Raw genomic sequence first — 19,406 nt, 5'->3', positions numbered from 1 at the left:
GGAAAAGCACCTGGCTTTTTTGAGGAGAGACGAATTTATGACTAAAGTAATGGATCCTTCTTGGGAGAAGGTTGATGAAAAAACGGTTTCGAAAGAACAAAATATCACCACACTATTCGCTGATCTTAAATCTCTATTTAAGGCGATAGTCTTAATCTCTAATGTGCTACCCGTCCTAACAGGATTTTGGTTAGCGCTCTATTTTACGAATGGAACTTTTTTAGCAAACTGGGATGTGTTTTTATTAACGATTTCAGGCAGTACACTCGTTATGGCTGGGGCACTTATTCTGAATAATTGGTACGACGTCGATATCGATACAGTAATGGAGCGTACCAAAAACCGTCCTACAGTTACTGGGAACTTTTCTCTTAAATTTGTCTTTAGATTAGGAATCGCATTATCTCTAGGAGGTTTAGTACTTCTAGCTTTTACAACAATTGAAGCGGCTATCTACGCATTTATTGGATGGTTTACGTATGTTATATTGTACACAATGTGGTCAAAACGTCGCTATACGTTGAACACAGTCATTGGCAGTGTGTCAGGTGCTGTAACTCCTTTAATCGGATGGGCTGCAATTGCACCAGGTTATCATATCGTCCCAATCGTATTGACACTTATCCTCTTCATTTGGCAAATGCCGCATACGTTCGCTATTGCCATGAAGAAAGTGGAAGAATATAGTTTGGCAAAAGTGGCGATGCTTCCAGTCGTTCACGGATTTAATTTTACAAAGCGGCAAATGGTTATCTATGTTGCATGCTTACTACCATTACCATTCTTTTTAGGGTCGCTTGGTACAGTATTTGTAGTTATCGCCACTTTGATGAACCTTGGCTGGTTGACTGCAACTATTGCCGGATTTTTCACTAAAAATGATATGAAATGGGCACATCTGATGTTCATGTGTTCCGTGAATTATGTGGCTATCTTGTTTACACTGATGATTCTTGTTACTTTGCCCGTTTTTAGTTAAACTTACGAATTGATGCAGCAACTTGTTTCAATTCAATAAGGGAGAGTCCTACCAGTAGATCATTAACTGATAGGACTCTCCTTTTTGAGTATGTACTTAAAATTCATTACCCTAAATAATTATTAGTTCAACTTTCTGTGCTTTATGTATACTTATCAGTAGGATTAAATGGGTATTTCACCCGTTTACGGAATAGGAGCGAGCTTATGGATAAAGATGATTTGTTATTGTTACAGAAAAAAGTAACTGCATTACGAGCTGAAGGTAAATACATAGAAACCATTGAAGCCTGCTTTCATCTTCTTGACTGCGGATTGAAAGTGAATGATTTTAAATCCATCTTGACTGCGCATATTAATAGCGCAGCTTCATATTACTGTATTGGCGAAATCGAAGAGGCTTTTATAAGTATTGACAAATACGAAGAGATTTGTATGATAAATGGCGATGAAACGGACAAACTAAACTCCTACAATATTTTGTTTTTACTATATGATTATACTAAAGAATTTAAAAAGGCAAAAAAAACTCTTGAGAAAAGCATTGATTTGGGAAGGGAATTAAAACGTTATAACATAGTCAGCAATGGGTATAGCAATTATAGTCATATAAGCTTGATTGAGAATGATTATGCGAAAGCATTAGAAATGGCTAAATTGGGCCTTGAAATGGCAGGGTTACATGTACCTGAAAGTCCTATTTTGAAACTAAGAGTAAAATTGAATATTGCTAGTGCGTATATTGGGCTCGGTGATTTTGTAACTTCGGGATCTTTAATAAATGAAATGATTCATAATCCTATTTTAGAGTTATTTGGTAGGGAAAAATCACAGTGTTATGTTTTACAAGGCCGATGGTATGCTAAGCAGAATCTCACTAGAAATGCATTTGAATCATTGTCTATAGCTAAGGAATTGGTGGAAAGCTATAATGATGTCTATCTATTAAAGGAAATTCAAGAAGAAAGATGTGAATTATGTGAGTTAATGAACGATGTATCGTTAGGCTATGTAGTTCAAAAGGAATATATAACATTGCTTAATGAAATTAGCGAACGAGAAATAGCAATGTTAGCCCAAAGGCTTGAGGTCAAACATAATATTGCGACTATTGAAAGGAAATCGAATACAGATTATTTAACGGGCCTATATAATCGCAGTTTTATAGAGGAAACTACAAATGAGTGGTTAAAACAAGCATCTATAAAGAATGAAAGTATAGTATGTATAGCATTTGACATTGATAATTTTAAATCGATTAATGATGAATATGGCCATCTTTTTGGCGATGAAGTCATAAAACAGGTGAGTAGTGCTTGTTTGTCGTCAATTAGGAAAATTGATTTGATAGGGCGTTTTGGCGGAGATGAGTTTGTCATCCTATTAAAGGATTTCTCACTTGAGGATGGAAAATTAAAAGCAGAACAATTATTGGAAATCATAAGAGATATCAAGTTATTTAAGGATGGCAACACTATTTCTGTAACGGCAAGTATCGGGGTGTCGACTAATGCGGATTGCACGATTATGCATTTTAATGAGTTGTTTAATTTTGCAGATATAAAACTGTACGAAGCAAAACAAAACGGTAAGAATCGAATTTGTGTACTTAATTAAGGGATATTTTACATCTAGAAATCCTCTCGTGTCTGCATAGACACGAGAGGGTTTTATAAGTTTTACTCCTATTATTTGCTGAAATACACAGCAACTTCTTTTGTTATTTCTTCAGGTACTTTCAAACATAGCGGTTCTCCATGCAAGAAATTGAAAACGTTCATATCACTTGTTTGGAGTGCTCCCATCGTTAGGCGAGGAACAATTCGCACGTGAACGCGTTCAGATGAATTCTTGCTTACAGGAATAAACAGGCCGAGGTTAAAGCTTGCGATGCCGATTGATTCGAAGTAACGGAAAAAGTGTGTAAGACTTTCTGCGAGATCCTGCCAATTGTTGTCGTTTAATTCATCCAACGAAGAAACATCTAAAACCCCGATAAAATCGGTATGGCTTTTCGGTGCAAAAGCATGAACCCAGTCGATGGAACCCACCGACGCGATAAAGCGCTCATCGGTTTTACGCTCAGTTTCTATTAATGAATCATAATAATTACTTTCTGTTTCTGTGTGAAACTGTTCGCTGCTTGCCAATGCTATTAATTGATAGTTGGTTGGTATTTCAGAAGCTAATACATGAATATGTGGGTGCAAAATACTACCGCCTGAAGGGGGTAAGTAATTCCAGTTAATGGATGCGTATGCGGTTTCTGGATCCTGGGTAATAACTTTAGTCAAATAGTTATGCGCTGCAGAAAAGGAATTGGCAATCATGGGTGCTGTAAATTCATCTAATTTGACGTAATGTTGATCACACATGCGGACCACAGCATTATGCTTGCTGTAAGGAAAGAGGTTTGGAAAAACGACAGCTTCGCCTTGAATGATTCTGCCATCTTCGATTAAATCATTCGGGAATTTAGGTGTGAAAGTGTGCACGTTTTCGGGGCAGAATGGACATTTAGTGCCCTCTGTTTGTTTTGCCTGCTCGGAATAGTCTGTTGATGTAAATGGTGCACCTGGATCGAAAATAATCCTGGATGTTTCGCCTGTTAGCGGATCCATTCGAATTTCAGTTTTGCGGTCAATCAATTTACCATCTTGCATTGGATCATGAAACGTGAAAAACTCTTCTTTTGCTATAAAAGTAATCGACATTTATAGTTCCCCCTACTGTATATTCTAAATACACTTTCTATTCTACCTTTGATTCACATAAAAGTCAGTAGTATCATAGTGAATGTCTAAAAAGGGTCAGGGGAAGGGATTGTCTAAAAAAGGAATGTCCTTCGCATTATTATGCGAGGAACATTCCTTTTTGTTTCACTAATTAATCTTCTGATCCAACTGCTGCTTCCACTTCGTTCCAAGAAACACCTAGTGCGTCTGCTACACCTTGACCATAAGCAGGGTCTGCTTTGTAACAGTGAACAATATGACGAAGCTGAATATGTTTGTCAACGCCGTTCATATTGCGCCCTGTATTTTCGAATAAAACTTGTTGTTGTTCTTTGCTCATTAAGTTGAAGAGTTTACCTGGTTGTTCAAAGTAATTATCGTCATCTTCTCTAAAATTCCATTGGTCAGCGGCACCAAAAATATCAAGAGCTGGTTCTTTAAACTTCGGTTGTTCTTGCCATTCGCCATAGCTGTTTGGCTCATAATGAACCGTGCTACCCATGTTGCCATCAGTTCTCATTGCGCCGTCACGGTGGAAACTGTGAACTGGGCATTTCGGTTGGTTGACCGGAATTTGGTGATGGTTCACGCCTAAACGATAGCGTTGTGCATCTCCATATGAGAAGAGGCGACCTTGTAACATTTTGTCTGGAGAGAAACTGATACCTGGTACAACGTTTGCAGGTGTAAAAGCAGCTTGCTCTACTTCTGCAAAATAGTTATCAGGATTTCGGTTTAATTCCCATTCACCTACTTCAATAAGAGGGAAGTCTTTTTTATACCATACTTTTGTCAAATCAAACGGGTTGTAAGGCATATTGTTCGCTTGTTCTTCTGTCATTACTTGTATGAACATTTTCCATTTCGGGAAGTTGCCATTTTCGATATTGTCATAGAGATCACGTTGATGGCTTTCGCGGTCTTTCCCTACAACTGCCTCGGCTTCTTGGTCAGTCAAGTTGTCAATCCCTTGCTGTGAATGCATGTGGAATTTCACCCAAACGCGTTCGTTTTCAGCATTGATCATACTAAAAGTATGGCTTCCGAAACCATGCATACTTCTGTATGAACTTGGAAGTCCACGATCACTCATAACGATAGTCACTTGGTGAAGTGCTTCAGGAAGTGATGTCCAGAAGTCCCAGTTGTTATTTGCGCTCCGCATGTTTGTACGTGGATCGCGTTTAACGGCATGGTTCAAATCTGGGAATTGCATTGGGTCCCTAAAGAAGAACACAGGTGTGTTATTTCCGACAAGGTCCCAGTTTCCCTCTTCTGTATAATATCTCATTGAAAATCCGCGGATATCACGTTCGGCGTCAGCTCCGCCACGTTCACCGGCAACTGTTGAGAAACGAACGAACATATCTGTTTTCTTCCCAATTTCAGAGAAGACTTTTGCTTTTGTATATTTTGAAATATCATGTGTTACAGTAAATGAACCATACGCAGCAGAACCTTTTGCATGCATACGACGTTCAGGAATAACCTCGCGATCAAAATGCGCGAGCTTCTCCAAAAGCCAAACATCTTGTAATAGTATTGGCCCTCTAGGCCCTGCAGTCATTGAGTTTTGGTTATCCACAACTGGAGCACCAGCGGCAGTTGTTAATTTTTTATTAGTGTCATTTTTTGTCATAGATTCTCACTCCCTAGATTGTTTTAATTCCTACATGATAATCATACTAAAAAAGAAGCGATATATCTACTAATAACATCTACTAAAATTTAATCATGTAAAAGGCTGTAGATTATTAAGTTATAAGTAGCATTCGTTTGCACTTTTTATAAACGAAGAGGTAAGAGTCATATCTATGCATTCTCAATTAGAAAGAATATGAATTTCTTAATAATGAGGCTCATGCCATTTAAAAAATACCATTCTCCTTCTATATTAACTTCTAATAACGGAAAAGTCAGTAAAATGGTGTTGGTATTTTATAAATCAAGTAAACTTTAATGGGGATTCTTTAATACCAAGTCCATCTGCAGCAAAAAACTGTCCAAACAATCGACAGACGAGTCGATTGTTTGGACAGTTGGTTTTCATGATAAAGAGGGCGTTTTCATTCGCTCAATCGTTTGAAGAACTTGTTGGTATGCGTCTTCTACATTTATTGCTTCGATGTCTACTTTCTGTAATTCAGTATTTTGATCACCAGAATGTCTATATCTTGGATCGTAATAGTGTTCAAGTAGCAACTCGACTGCCAATCCAAACTCACCATTTTTCAAATACGTTTCGATCAATTTGGCAATGGGGGTATGTAATCGTTTTTCAATTAATTGAAAGGCCTCTATAAAACGTTCCGGGTTGTTCCACGGTTCATAGTCAGTTAAAACAATTTTGACCCGTTCGGCAATGGGAAGATGTATGACGATTTGCATCCCACACTCTTTTTTCTCATAAATAAATTGTGGTAAACTTACTTTTCCAATCCGTCTACTTTCGCCTTCTATGAAAACATGCGGCTCCGTTTTCAATCGTTCTAATTCATGGATGAGTAATGAGTCAAATTTCTTTTGATTGCTTGGCTCAAGTCCAATTTGTCCGAAAATAGAGCCTCGATGACCTGCAATGTTCTCGAAATCAATGACAGGATAGCCATTGTCCGATAGACGCTTCAAAATTCCAGTTTTTCCTGTTCCTGTATAGCCATTCAATACAATGAAGTTTGGAGAAAAGTCCTCTTTTTCCAATTCATGAACGACCCATTGCCGATAAGAACGGACTCCGCCGTTTAATCGAGTAGTATGAATGCCCATCAAATCGAGGACGGTCGCCGCGGTCTTACTTCGCATGCCGCCACGCCAGCAGAATACCGTCATGGGGGTTTCAATATTTTTGAATGCGCGAATAAATTCCGGCAACTTCTTCGCAAAGATTGCAAGTCCTCTTTCTTTAGCAACTTCTTGTCCAACTTGTTTATAAAGTGTTCCAATTTCCGCTCGTTCCTCATCATCGAAAACAGGGATGTTAATACTTCCTGGAATCGTCGCTTCTTGAAACTCTTTAGGCGATCGGACATCAATGAATGTATGTGGCCCTTTTTCTTGCAATGCAAATATATCTTCCAACATTAAATCTCGGAACATCCAATTCACCTTCTACCCAAAATTCACACCCGATTACTCGACAGTGATACGTCCACTATTTTCTTCTGTTACTTCGCCGATTATCCTAGCGTCAACGCCTTTTTGTTGAAGTTCATCCAACAGTCTATCCGCCTGATCTTCAGGTAATGCGATGAGCAGGCCACCTGATGTCACGGCATCACATAGAATCCAACGATCGGATTGGTCCATAGTTTCAGGATACGAGACTACATCTGCTACGTGAGCAAAATTATTTTTTGTTCCACCTGGTACTTTTCCAGCATCTGCAAGTTCCTTTGTGCGGGGGAGTGTTGGTACTTGGTGGGCAATGATGCGAATGCCCACTCGGCTTGCTTTTGCTATTTCAGAGGCGTGTCCGAGCAGCCCAAATCCAGTGACATCCGTTGCAGCATGGACATCGTATAAAGCCATTGTTTCTGCTGCTGTTTTATTAAGTGTTGTCATAACTTTCGTAACGTAGACAATTTCATCATCAGATAATAAACCATTTTTCAGTGATGTTGTGTAAATACCGACTCCAATTGGTTTTGTTAAAATGATTTTATCGCCTGGATGTGCACCGGCATTTGTTCGAACCTTATCAGGATGGACGGTTCCCGTAACGGCAAGACCAAATTTTGGTTCTTGATCATCTATTGAATGTCCGCCGACAAGTGTAACCCCTGCTTCTTTTAATTTATCGCCAGAACCTCGAAGGATTTCTGTGAGGATTTTTTTATCTAGCGTAGCGATTGGAAATGCGACTATATTTAGCGCTGTAATCGGAGTTCCACCCATTGCGTAGATGTCACTGATTGCATTTGTTGCAGCGATTTGGCCGAAATCGTAAGGGTCGTCAACAATCGGTGTGAAAAAGTCGAGTGTCTGCACCATTGCTATTTCATCAGTCAGTTTATAGACACCCGCGTCATCGCTCGTATCGAGACCAACTAGCAAATTAGGATTGGGATTGGCAAGTGGCAGGCTGCGTAATACCTCCGCCAAATCTGCAGGGCCGATTTTACAGCCACAGCCGCCTTTTGTTGTAAGGGAAGTCAATTTTACTGGTTCAGTTTTCTCCATTATAGTTCCGCCTTTCGATTGCAAGTCTGTTTATAATCTTAACACATAGGTGAAATAGAATTGGCATAGCAAGTCCTCATAATCTATTCCTTAGGGTAGAATATTTATAGTCTATCCAATTTTAAATGGGGGAATAGGTTTGATACATAAAAAAATTGCATTTTCATTATTGTCGATTGTAGTGTTTGTTGGGATGCTTTTAACAATGGTTCCTGAACAGTCAACTGCGTTAGCAGCTGCTTCATACGAGAGCTTGGAGAAATACCATTAATAAAATTATGGCTGATAGTAGAATGCAAGCAGCTTCTAGCAGCGTAACCGTACGCAAAGCTTCAACTGGGGAAGTGGTCTATCAAAAACAGGGCCATAAAGGGATTACACCTGCATCCACGTTGAAAATACTCAAAGCAGCGGCAGCACTGAAGACGCTTGGCGAAAATTATCATTTCAAGACAGATGTATTAACAAACGGGAAAGTAACAGATTCCTGTTCTAGACCGTATTGCAACTGCTATAACAAATTCAACAACAAAATAAAAATGGAAAAAAGGATCAGATTTATCTAGATGTTTGTTTTTTGCACTAAAAGTCGTGTTGGCTGAGGCGAGTTTGCAAGTGTCAAATTGAATTTGATGAATCTACATGTTGAATCGCTCTGTGAGGTATGTTCTGAAATAATGAAGATTATAGTGATTGTATTGTATAATAAACAGAGAGAGTGAAAAATCTAGTAGGTGAGGAAAAGGAACTTGATTATTATGAATGTATTTTTAGATTCAATACAACATTTTATTGACATTGATTTTTCTGGTGTTCGAACGTATTTTGTTTCATTGACAGTAACTATCATTGTTACCTATTTACTTATAGTCGTATTCAGGAAAATCATGCAACAACTATTCAAGCGGACAACTCTATTAGAAGAAAAGAAGAAAGAAACAATTGAAAGTGTTGTAAAAAACACATCCAGGTACATATTCGCTATCATTATACTAATCGCAGCGATAAAGCCATTCGTGGGTGATCTGAAAGAAGTCATTGTAGCTGGAGGTATCATCGCGGCTGTTATTGGGTTCGGTGCCCAAAAACTGATTAATGATCTAATAAGCGGTGTTTTTATTATTTTTGAAGGAACCATTAAACGAGGAGATTTTATAAATGTCAACGGAGAACTGGAAGGCGGAACGGTTGAGGAATTAGGGTTTAGGATAATTAAGATACGTTTGATAAACGGGAAATTATTGACCATTTCCAATGGGGAAATCAGAAAAATGGTTAACGGTTCTGTTGAAAAAAGACGGATTTTTGAGAGCCTAATCGTTTCATTCAATCAAGATCCTGGAATCGTTCGCGTGTTGCTGCAAGAAGTGTGCGACGAGCTAAACACAAAACAATTAGCTTTATTGCAAGTAGATAAGTTGACCGGAGATTACGTTGAAAAGTATGAAATATATGGCTTACATTCCCTTGATACAAGTCCATTCGGGTATAAGTTCTCCATCGTCGCCACCGTTAATGATACGGATTATTTAGTAGCCTCATTGGAAGCAAAAAAAGTATTGGCTCAAAAACTTTATGATAATAAGGTCAAAATGGCGGAGCAATTGATTAATAAGGGGTATTAATGGAAATGAAAAAATCTTACTTAGGGCTTAATCGCCATGAGTAAGATTTTTTCAATGTATAGGATAAAATAAAGTATCTTATTGAACTCGCTACCCTTTATAAGTCGCCTTAGCTAAGTTGTATATAGGTATCCATTTGTTCAACATAAATAGTGGACATTAGATAAGTAAGTCAAATAACGTACTATCATTGTTAACTTCTTTAAAGGAGAAACCGCATTGATGCATGCGTTGTATAAGTCCATCGTAATTTGACTTTTTCTTTATTTCAATGCCAACAAGTCCAGGACCGCTTTCCTTGTTGTTCTTCTTTGTATACTCAAATGTAGTGATATCGTCGTCTGGTCCAAGTACTTCATCCAGAAATTGACGTAAAGCACCAGAACGCTGCGGGAAGTTAATAATGAAATAATAAAGAAGTCCTTCATAAATCAATGATTTTTCTTTGATTTCCTGCATTCGACCGATATCATTATTCCCACCACTGATGACACACACGACGGACTTACCTCTGATTTCTTCTTTATAAAAATCCAAGGCGGCGATAGATAATACCCCGGCGGGTTCTACGATAATTGCATGTTGGTTATATAATTCCAAGATAGACGTACACACTTTTCCTTCTGGAACAAGTACAATATCTTCAAGGTACTTACGACAAATTTCAAATGTAAGTTGGCCGGCACTTTGCACGGCTGCTCCATCAACAAATTTATCGATTGTATCCAAGGTGGTCACTTCATTATTCTCCAATGCTGCTTTCATACTAGCTGCACCTGCCGGCTCAACACCGATCATACGCGTATGTGGTGACAGATTTTTAATGTAAGTGCTTAAACCAGACATCAGACCGCCACCGCCAATACTGGCAAAGACAAAATCAACGGGTTCATCAATATCATTCATGATTTCAACCGCGACTGTTCCTTGTCCGGCAATGACATCATAATCGTCAAAAGGATGGATGAAAATTCTGTCTTCAGCAGTCGCGCATTTGACTGCTGAAGCAGAAGAATCATCAAATGTATCGCCCACTAAAATAATTTCTACATAGTTCCGTCCAAACATTTTGACTTGATTAATCTTTTGCCTCGGAGTTGTCTGGGGCATGAATATTTTTGCGTCAATACCTAGATGCGCACAGGCAAAAGCGACTCCTTGCGCGTGATTGCCTGCACTTGCGCAGACGACACCTTTTTCAAGTGCAGCTGCTTCTATGGTTTTAATTTTATAAAAGGCACCCCGTAATTTAAAGGAACGGACATGTTGTAAATCTTCCCTTTTTACATAGACTCGACAGTCATATTTTTCCGACAGTCGTTCATTTTTTTGCAGAGGAGTATGTGCGACTACATCTTTTAGTAATTGATTGGCAATCAATATATCCTCGACTTGAATTCCAGTTGGTTCCGTCTTTATTAGATTCATAGTAATCTCAGCACCCTCCATATAAGTAGTTTATTTTTCTATACTAACATGATAGCAGGAGAATAAACACATGAATGTTTGTAATTATGAGTTTATTTAATAGGGAATGATGCTGAACAGACTTATGTAGTCAAAATAAAATTCAATGCCTTTCATGAATTGCGACATGGAGTTGACATCATAACTTTCTATTTTTGCTCCTTTTATCGCAGCAAATTTATATCTGAGATTTGTCTTCTCTGTATCTAACGGCTTACGGAGTAAATACTTCCACTCAATATACTTTAATGTTAAAGTATATTGAGTAGCGAAATAAAAATTGGAAATTGAGAGGGGTAATTTCGTGGGAAGAGTACAGGATAAAGTTGCCTTAGTAACTGGTGGGGCATCAGGTATCGGATTGTCTACCGCTATACTTCTTGCAAAAGAGGGCGCAAAAGTTGTTGTTGCAGACTTTAATCTGGAAGGTGCGAAACAAGTTGCCAAAAACATCTTAAACGACGGCGGCGAAGCGGTTGCCGTGTTTTTAGATGCTGGGAGTGAACAATCCATTAAAGATGCGATTGATTTCACGGTTGAACAGTTTGGTACCATTACAATCCTCTATAACAATGTAGGGACGACAAATCTACAAAAAGATTTAGATATCGTGAATATTGATTTAGATGAGTGGGACCGTTTAATGAATGTGAATGCAAAAAGTGTTTTACTGGGAAGCCGATATGCAATTCCACATATGCAAAAAGCGGGTGGCGGCTCGATTATCAATACTACATCCATGGCTGCCTTTGCGGGGGACTCTGTCCGTTCGGCCTATGGCGCATCGAAGGCAGCAGTCGTTAATTTAACGAAATATATCGCAACACAATATGGAAAAGACAATATACGTTGTAATGCAGTCGCTCCTGGATTGATTTTAACACCTGCAGCGAAACAGAATATGTCCCAAGAACTACTTGACATTTTCGGGAAATACAACGCATTACCTTACCACGGAGAGGCGGATGATATAGGAAATACCGTATTGTTTTTAGCTTCTGATGAATCCAAGTTTATCACAGGTCAAACGATTCAAGTTGAGGGTGGTCACTACTTAAGTAACCCGACTATCGCTGACTTCCAAGAGTTAATGTCGCAAGCAAAATCATAAGAATTTAGTAGGTAACCCGAGTGAATTAGTGGGAAATAGACGCAGTAAGAAAGGAAATGATCAATTATGAAGCTTCAAGACAAAGTTGCAATTATTACTGGAGGAGCCGGAGGTATTGGCAAAGGGATGGCAACTTCATTCGTAAAAGAGGGTGCTAAAGTTGTCATTGTCGATTTGAATGGGGAATTAGGGGAACAGGCAATTAAGGAATTGCAAGTTTATCAACCAGAATCGATTTTCATCCAAGCAAATTTAGCTGAGCATGATAAATTGTCGGAAATAGTGAAACAAACCGTCGAGAAATTCGGTAAGTTGGATATTTTAGTGAATAATGCACACGCATCGACAAATAAACCATTTGAAGAGATTACGCAAGAAGATCTTGACTTATCGTTTAACACAGGATTTTATCCGACATTCTATCTTATGCAGGCTGCACTGCCATATTTGAAGGAAACGAAAGGTAAAATCATTAACTTCGCTTCTGGAGCAGGTATAAATGGAGACGCTAACCAGGCTTCATATGCTGCGGCAAAAGAAGCAATCCGAGCGATTACACGTGTTACTGCAAATGAATTTGGTCAATTCGGTATTAATGTAAACTTAATTGCACCACTTGCGGACTCTCCTGGGATTCGGAATTGGGCGAAAGAACAACCTGAAGCTTTCGAAACAATGGTTTCGAAAATTCCGTTAAGACGACTTGGTGACCTGGAAAATGATATTGGTCGAGCAGCTGTATTCTTGGCGAGTGCTGATTCTGATTACATTACTGGACAAACACTAATGGTAGATGGTGGAATTACCAAACTTAGGTAAACCAATTAAATGAACATATCAAAAGAGCATCTTATTGAGAAGATGCTCTTTTTTTCATATTAACGACGTATTCAATTTTGTGTAAATGGATAGTAAAGATTGTTGTTCCGCTTCTGTTAAATGTGAAAACACTTTCATGCGGAGATTTTGACCGTCCTTTTGTGCTTCAGCAAGTAAGTCTTCGCCTTTTTTCGTGATTTTCCAATAGATTATTCGGCGGTCAGTTTCGTCCTGCCGGCGCGTGATCAGTTCTTTGTTTGATAGTTTAGTGGAAAGATGCGTGAGCGATGCAGGGGTAAAGTTGAGTAGACGCGCAAGTTCGGAAGGCCGACTTTCCCCGTTCATCTGTAATTCATGCAAGGCAACGATGTGTGATACTCCAAGATCATAATCTACTTGCTGCCGCCACCTCACGTGCATTTTATGTGTCACTTGTTCAATTGTATGTAGTAGTTCAAAAATTGTCTGAGTAGCCATGATTTACCCACCCTTTTCTCATAATACGTCCCGAAAAACTTTTTAGCTTTTCGCACATTACTAGTGTACCATTATTAAGCGGGATTTTGGTGTGGTAGTTTCGGTCGATTATGTATACCATAATAATGAGGTGAAAATTGACATGCAAGACAAAGAATCCAAGCGATATGAAGTCGATTTGTATAAACCGGTAAAAGAATATTTTACTCAACAAGGTTATGATGTCCATGGTGAAGTAAATGAGTGTGACGTTGCGGCTGTAAAAGAGCAAGAACTGGTCCTCATTGAATTGAAACTATCGCTATCAATTGATCTATTAATCCAGGCGACAAAAAGACAGCGACTGACAAATGAGGTCTATGTCGCAATTCCTAAACCGAAACTTAATTTTCGTTCGAAAAAGTGGAAAGATAGTTGTCATTTGGTTAGAAGGTTGGAGTTAGGTCTTATCCTCGTTTCATTCATAGAAGACGACGCGCGGGCAGAAATAGTGTTTCATCCCGCGTCATTTGACCGGAAAAAAAGCATGCAACGCAGCAAGAAAAAAAGGAATGCTATGCTTACTGAAGTAGAAGGCAGGCTAGGGGATTATAATGTCGGCGGTAGCAGACAGACCCAAATAATGACAGCTTATAAAGAAAACTGCATTCATATAGCCTGTTGCCTTTTGCAATTGGGACCTTTATCGCCAAAGTCTTTACGTAAGATGGGGACTGGGGAAAAAACGTTAACAATTTTAAATAAAAACTATTATGGATGGTTTGATAGAATTCGAAGAGGGACATATATGATTAGTGACGCAGGAAAAGGTGAGCTACACGCATTTTCGGATCTCTTTAGCCATTATAGTGAGGTAGTAAGAGAAACTGCCAGCGCTTACTTGGATGTTGATGATGCTGGGGATAATAGTTAAAGGAGTGGTCTTGCAATACATGTTAATATTGAACTAGGCAAATACATAACAAAAGCAAGAAGACTTTGAATTGGAGGATTTTATATGTTGGAAGAAAGTCAATTAATTGCGATTAAACTTCTTCAAAAAGAATGTGAAAAAGCGGATGGTATCCAATTGAAGTTAAATTGGGAGATGCTCCGTGAAAGAGAAGGACGTCAAATGGATTTCTTTTATGAAGAGAATGGGGAACTTATCGCCTATTTAGCTTTATTTGGTTTTGGATCTACCGTTGAAGTATGTGGAATGGTTAGACCTAGGGATAGAAGGAAAGGGTATTTCACCAAACTTTGGCAACAAGCGCAGGTGCTAATCGAACAGTATGGATTTCAAATAATTTTGTTGAATACACCATCTTTATCCGTTACTGCGAAGGAATGGTTAGATAGTCAGCCCTATTCCTATGCGTTTTCTGAATATCAGATGCGCTGGTCGGAACAGCCAATTGAAGCAAGTGATGAGGTCCTGATTCGCTTAGCTAAAAAAAGTGATGCGAAACTTGAAGTGAAGCTTGACGTATTGGCATTCGGAATGGACGAAGAAGATGCACGTTCCCATCTTGAACGCATAAAAGAAAGAACGGATGAGCAATTTTTGATGATTGAGGCGGATAACGAAGCGGTCGGTAAGGTTCGCATCAACCGGATGGATGGCGAAGCATGGATTTACGGATTCGCCATTTTACCTGAATACCAAGGGAGAGGGTACGGCAGAAAAGTGCTCCGGAATATTGTGAAAAGCGAGCATGATGCTGGCAATCAAATCTGGCTTGAAGTGGAAGCTAAAAATAGTCGAGCACTTGGCCTATATGAATCAGTTGGTTTCAAAAAAATACAAGGCCAGGATTATTATAAAAAGAATAGGTACAACTAAAAAAGTTAACCGGAATGGCTGGAAGCATTGATTCCGGTTAACTTTTTTTGTGCACGTCATTTTTAAAACATGAATACCAAAAAATCTTCCAAGAAGTGTGCTTTCTATATTTTAACATATTTTCTAATTAAGCTTTCCAACTGTAAGAAATACATAAAACGAATCCTCTTACAAAACAAAAAACGTCACAAATAGTAGAAATTTATCTAATTCGACATAAAGTTGACGAATAACCTGTGTCTTTTGGACTTTGTTTTCACTAAAATATAGAGTATTATAGACTAGTAGAATGGTAGGGGGAAAAATAATGAAAAATACACTAACAGTACAATTGGGAACAATTATTGTTGGTATCATGGTTGCAATGTTAGCGATTACGTCCTTCGCGACATATAAAACAGCCTATGATAAATTATATGATGCAGCTGGTGTTGAAGCGTATGGTTGCGCAAGTATTACGACAGGTTTAATTCGACCGGAAGACGTGGAAAAAATGCTCGAAGGTGACCGTGAAACAATGGATGAGGTTGGTCAACAGCTTAACTGGACACTCAATCATAAAGCTATTTTCGAGACTCAATATATCATTGATTTAGATGGTAAAATTCTGGCACTTGATGACCATTTAAGTGCAAAAGGATTTGAACCGGGAGATTCGGTACCAGTCGACGAAAAAGCGATCGAAATGCTCTTGAATATGAAGCATTCGGCTTACACAGACCTCTATGAATTTGCAGGTCTGAAACGTCTATCAGGCTATGCGCCGATATTTGAAAATCACGATCCAAATGGAGAAATCATTGCAATCAGCGTTATTGATTTTGACGGGACAATTGTGGCGGACAGAACATGGGATGTCGTTCGGAATGGGATTTTAATCAGCCTAATTCCGATGATTATCGCATCAATCTTTACAATTATGCTAATCAGACGTAAAACTAAGTCGATTTCCGCTTTAATCGCACATGCGAAGGAAATTGCAGATGGCAATCTAGGTATTAAAGATATAGTTGTAACAAGTAAAGATGAAGTCGGTGATCTAGGACATACGTTGAACATGATGACAGCGAACTTGCGTAATACGATTGGTACAGTCAAAACAACATCTGTTCAATTAACGCAAAACTCGCTTGATACAGCTGCTTCATTAAATGAAATGCAAATGGCCATTCAACAAGTAGCACACAATATGAGTGAAACGGCAGCCTCTATCTCCGATGGGACAATCAATGCAGAACATGCATCAAAAATCTTGTCATCACTGGCGAATGATCTTCAGGATTCAAAAGAGAAAGCTGAACTAAGTGTGGGGAACTCGGAGCGGACAATGAAAATTGCAGAAGAAGGTCAGCATAGCGTAAATGACATTAGTAATGATATGGAGAAAATCAGGATTTCCTCAAATGAAGCAGGCGGTACGATTCGAAATCTGATTGAATCTACAACAAAAATTCAAAATATCACCAGTTCAATTGCAGGTATTGCTGCCCAAACGAATTTACTTGCGCTAAATGCATCGATTGAAGCTGCACGTGCAGGTGAGCATGGTAAAGGATTTGCGGTTGTTGCCGAGGAAGTGCGGAAACTTGCGGAACAGTCCAATAAAGAAGTGCTTGAAGTAGAAAAGCTTGTGCAAGATATTACTGAAAGTATCGGCCGAGTTGTTACGTCTACAACAGAGAGCACAAAACTTATCGAATCCGGAACGGAAACGGTTCGTTTGACTGCGACTTCCTTAAGTAACATTTCAAGTGCCGTGTCAGAGACTGTTAAGGAAATTAATTTAATTTCAGAATTAACGACAGCTGAAGCGGAAAGTTCCAATCGTGTAGTAGAACTCATCAATCACTTGACGCAATCGATTCATTCAATTGAAGATATGACAAACAATATTTCGGCAGCAACAGAACAGACATCAGCTTCAATTGAAGAAGTGGCTACACGATCCAACGAAATGAGTTATATGGCGCAAGATCTCGAAAAAATTGTTGGGCAGTTCAAATTGGAATAACTTTTAAAAATGCAGAAGCGCCTCTGGACGCCGAATAACTCCTTTCGAAGGTTATCCTAGTCCGAAAATATAATAATTAACTTAAAACAAAACCCGCAAAAGCTACTTGCGGGTTTTGTTTTAATTATGAATGCACTTACTGCTTATCTATAATTTGTGACTCAAACCTGGGTATCGTTTTCCTCATCGCTAAAAACAGCCATGTACTAATGATAAAAGGAGATGTTAATACAGGAAGTCCATTCGGATTTAGTATTAAATCCATACCTGCAGCTATCGGGACCGTCATTGCCGCGGCAAATATACCCATAAGGGGGAAGTAATTATTTTTTTCATCGAACATTAGACCCACAGCAATCATTGTTAGGACGGCATTGTAATTATAGAGACCTAGATCTAGCAATTCTACATCTACTCCTAGCGAGTATGCTGTTAGCCAAGACACGAATGTCCCGATGATCGCATAGACACCAAATCTCCAACCAGCTACGAAGAGAGCAATTAGAATAAGCGATCCCGCCCATAAAGAGTCAATGATGAATACTTCACCGACACCTTTTATTAAACCGAGTAAGAAATTTGGTTTACCTTCAACGGGCAGATTCCAGTTAGCGGGAGATGATGTGACAAATGACGGGTTTATATGCAAAGCGTCAAACCGGTATGCCGCAAAAAGGCTAATCCACGTGACAAAAATAAATGGAAAAGTTAGCAAGAGAATATTCCGTTTGGCTAAAAATTCCGATAAGAAAACCATGAGCAATGCAGCCGCTACTGCGGCAAATAGTGCAATGAGCCAGTTCCAATCATTTTGTAAAAATAACATTACTGCAATACCGGAAAGAATGGAGTTAAATCCGTAGATTCCTTGGCTAACTGCGATTTTGTCACCACCACAATATTTTCCTGTCAACGTACCGACCATAGAAGACAGAAGCGCCATTAAACCAAGAAAGGGAGAGTGTAATATTATCCCTAGTAGGATGAGCCCCCCTGAGATTGCATTGTTCATCAACATTACCTGAGAAAACCCTTTGAGTGAATTACGGATCAGATTTTTAGTACTATCAAACTTTAAAAAGCCCCGCAATTGGGAACATCTCCTTTCACTCTATGAATATGAATGTAATTGTTTATAAATATACCACAATCCCACAACTATTTTTTCATTATTTCCACTAAATAAACGACCAATTCTAAACTATCTGCGTACAAAAATCGGAACCATAAGGCTTACATCTTTTCTTGGAATGTATTATAATTTTCAGTGGACAATTAGTTGTAAAAATACTATTTTCAAAAGGAGAATTTCAATGACAAAAGAAAAACATCTTAGTAAAATCATCCTGTCTTTATTACTACTTTCAATGATGGTCGTTCTAGCTGCTTGTGGTGCTGATAGCAACACAAAAAAAGACGACGGATCTAAAACTTCCACTTGGGAGAGCATTCAAGAAAAAGGTGAAATCGTTGTTGCAACATCAGGAACTCTTTATCCAGCATCTTTCCATGACAGTGACAGCAAAGAACTGACGGGTTATGAAGTTGAAATTATGAACGAGCTAGGAAAGCGTCTGAACCTAGAAATCAAATACGTTGAAATGGGTTTAGACGGAATGCTTACTTCTTTGAACAGTGGGCAAGCTGATCTAGCAGTGAATGATATTGAAATTACAGAGGAACGGGAAGAGAAGTTCACTTTTTCTGAGCCTTATAAATATTCATTTGGGACAGCTATCGTTCGGAAGTCGGATCATTCAGGTATTGAATCTCTTGAAGATTTGAAAGGGAAAAAAGCGGCTGGGGCTGCAACTTCCGTTTATATGCAAGTTGGGCGCGACCATGGTGCAGAAGAGGTGATATATGATAATGTCACAAATGACGTGTATTTGCGTGACGTTTCAATAGGTCGTACGGACGTCATCTTGAATGATTACTACTTACAAAAACTAGCGCTTGCTGCATTTCCAGAATTCGAAATCATGATTCATCCGGATATCAAGTATCATCCGAATGTCCAAGCTATCATTATGAAAAAGGACAATGACGAACTACTAAAGCAAGTGAACACTGTACTTGCCGACATGCATGCTGATGGAACAATTTCCGAATTGTCGAAGAAGTTCTTTGGTGGGGAAGATGTATCAGTAGAACAAGACTATGATTTCGAATAAAACGA

18 protein-coding genes are annotated in these 19,406 nt (G+C 38.8%); 11 read left to right on the top strand and 7 right to left on the bottom strand.

Annotated features, from left to right (window positions below):
* The first annotated feature begins 37 nt into the window (after positions 1–37).
* Complete coding sequence (gene cyoE / locus H2672_RS07690; protein WP_255485593.1) at positions 38–979, top strand: heme o synthase; 942 nt, start codon at positions 38–40, stop codon at positions 977–979.
* 206 nt (positions 980–1,185) lie between these two features.
* Positions 1,186–2,595 carry a GGDEF domain-containing protein gene (locus tag H2672_RS07685; protein WP_186670734.1) on the top strand — a complete coding sequence of 470 codons (1,410 nt, stop codon included), beginning with the start codon at positions 1,186–1,188 and terminating at the stop codon, positions 2,593–2,595.
* A gap of 71 nt (positions 2,596–2,666) precedes the next feature.
* On the opposite strand, the gene H2672_RS07680 is transcribed toward H2672_RS07685, so the two are convergent.
* The 4 genes from H2672_RS07680 to selD form a co-directional block, all read right to left on the bottom strand.
* Positions 2,667–3,692, bottom strand: coding sequence for a hypothetical protein (locus H2672_RS07680; protein WP_186670733.1), 1,026 nt, complete (start codon positions 3,690–3,692; stop codon positions 2,667–2,669).
* A 172-nt stretch (positions 3,693–3,864) separates the two neighbouring features.
* Positions 3,865–5,352, bottom strand: coding sequence for a catalase (locus H2672_RS07675; protein ID WP_186670732.1), 1,488 nt, complete (start codon positions 5,350–5,352; stop codon positions 3,865–3,867).
* A 407-nt stretch (positions 5,353–5,759) separates the two neighbouring features.
* Positions 5,760–6,809 carry a tRNA 2-selenouridine(34) synthase MnmH gene (gene mnmH / locus H2672_RS07670; RefSeq protein ID WP_186670731.1) on the bottom strand — a complete coding sequence of 350 codons (1,050 nt, stop codon included), beginning with the start codon at positions 6,807–6,809 and terminating at the stop codon, positions 5,760–5,762.
* A 33-nt stretch (positions 6,810–6,842) separates the two neighbouring features.
* Positions 6,843–7,892, bottom strand: a complete 1,050-nt coding sequence (gene selD, locus H2672_RS07665; RefSeq protein WP_186670730.1) for a selenide, water dikinase SelD — start codon at positions 7,890–7,892, stop codon at positions 6,843–6,845.
* Between the two features lie 139 nt (positions 7,893–8,031).
* On the opposite strand from selD, the gene H2672_RS19590 reads away from it, so the two are divergent.
* The 3 genes from H2672_RS19590 (at position 8,032) to H2672_RS07655 (ending at position 9,517) form a co-directional block, all read left to right on the top strand.
* Complete coding sequence (locus H2672_RS19590; protein WP_255485589.1) at positions 8,032–8,163, top strand: hypothetical protein; 132 nt, start codon at positions 8,032–8,034, stop codon at positions 8,161–8,163.
* A gap of 22 nt (positions 8,164–8,185) precedes the next feature.
* Positions 8,186–8,458 (top strand): D-alanyl-D-alanine carboxypeptidase, encoded by a 273-nt coding sequence (locus H2672_RS07660; protein WP_186670729.1) that lies wholly within the window; start codon positions 8,186–8,188, stop codon positions 8,456–8,458.
* Between the two features lie 192 nt (positions 8,459–8,650).
* Entirely contained in the window at positions 8,651–9,517 is an 867-nt protein-coding gene (locus H2672_RS07655) for a mechanosensitive ion channel family protein (protein ID WP_186670728.1), read from the top strand.
* Positions 9,518–9,676: 159 nt separating this feature from the next.
* Here H2672_RS07655 and ilvA read toward each other — a convergent pair whose 3' ends face one another.
* On the bottom strand, positions 9,677–10,945 hold the full coding sequence (ilvA, locus tag H2672_RS07650) for a threonine ammonia-lyase IlvA (protein ID WP_186670727.1): 1,269 nt from the start codon (positions 10,943–10,945) through the stop codon (positions 9,677–9,679).
* A 343-nt stretch (positions 10,946–11,288) separates the two neighbouring features.
* On the opposite strand from ilvA, the gene H2672_RS07645 reads away from it, so the two are divergent.
* On the top strand, positions 11,289–12,095 hold the full coding sequence (locus H2672_RS07645; RefSeq protein ID WP_186670726.1) for an SDR family NAD(P)-dependent oxidoreductase: 807 nt from the start codon (positions 11,289–11,291) through the stop codon (positions 12,093–12,095).
* A gap of 63 nt (positions 12,096–12,158) precedes the next feature.
* Entirely contained in the window at positions 12,159–12,914 is a 756-nt protein-coding gene (locus H2672_RS07640; protein ID WP_186670881.1) for an SDR family NAD(P)-dependent oxidoreductase, read from the top strand.
* 54 nt (positions 12,915–12,968) lie between these two features.
* On the opposite strand, the gene H2672_RS07635 is transcribed toward H2672_RS07640, so the two are convergent.
* Entirely contained in the window at positions 12,969–13,391 is a 423-nt protein-coding gene (locus tag H2672_RS07635; protein ID WP_186670725.1) for a MarR family winged helix-turn-helix transcriptional regulator, read from the bottom strand.
* 142 nt (positions 13,392–13,533) lie between these two features.
* On the opposite strand from H2672_RS07635, the gene H2672_RS07630 reads away from it, so the two are divergent.
* From H2672_RS07630 to H2672_RS07620, 3 genes are all read left to right on the top strand, one after another.
* Positions 13,534–14,304 (top strand): DUF2161 domain-containing phosphodiesterase, encoded by a 771-nt coding sequence (locus tag H2672_RS07630; protein WP_186670724.1) that lies wholly within the window; start codon positions 13,534–13,536, stop codon positions 14,302–14,304.
* 84 nt (positions 14,305–14,388) lie between these two features.
* Positions 14,389–15,216, top strand: a complete 828-nt coding sequence (locus tag H2672_RS07625; protein WP_186670723.1) for a GNAT family N-acetyltransferase — start codon at positions 14,389–14,391, stop codon at positions 15,214–15,216.
* A 307-nt stretch (positions 15,217–15,523) separates the two neighbouring features.
* Positions 15,524–17,227, top strand: a complete 1,704-nt coding sequence (locus H2672_RS07620; protein WP_186670722.1) for a methyl-accepting chemotaxis protein — start codon at positions 15,524–15,526, stop codon at positions 17,225–17,227.
* Positions 17,228–17,363: 136 nt separating this feature from the next.
* Here H2672_RS07620 and H2672_RS07615 read toward each other — a convergent pair whose 3' ends face one another.
* Positions 17,364–18,317: an urea transporter gene (locus tag H2672_RS07615; RefSeq protein WP_255485588.1), complete on the bottom strand. Its 954-nt coding sequence runs from the start codon at positions 18,315–18,317 to the stop codon at positions 17,364–17,366.
* 223 nt (positions 18,318–18,540) lie between these two features.
* Between H2672_RS07615 and H2672_RS07610 the strand changes: the two genes are divergently transcribed.
* Positions 18,541–19,401, top strand: coding sequence for a transporter substrate-binding domain-containing protein (locus H2672_RS07610; protein WP_186670720.1), 861 nt, complete (start codon positions 18,541–18,543; stop codon positions 19,399–19,401).
* Positions 19,402–19,406 lie beyond the last annotated feature (5 nt).

The sequence above is a fragment of the Sporosarcina sp. BP05 genome, from assembly GCF_014282005.1.
Lineage (GTDB): Bacteria > Bacillota > Bacilli > Bacillales_A > Planococcaceae > Sporosarcina.
This window is presented reverse-complemented; position numbering and strand designations above follow the sequence as displayed.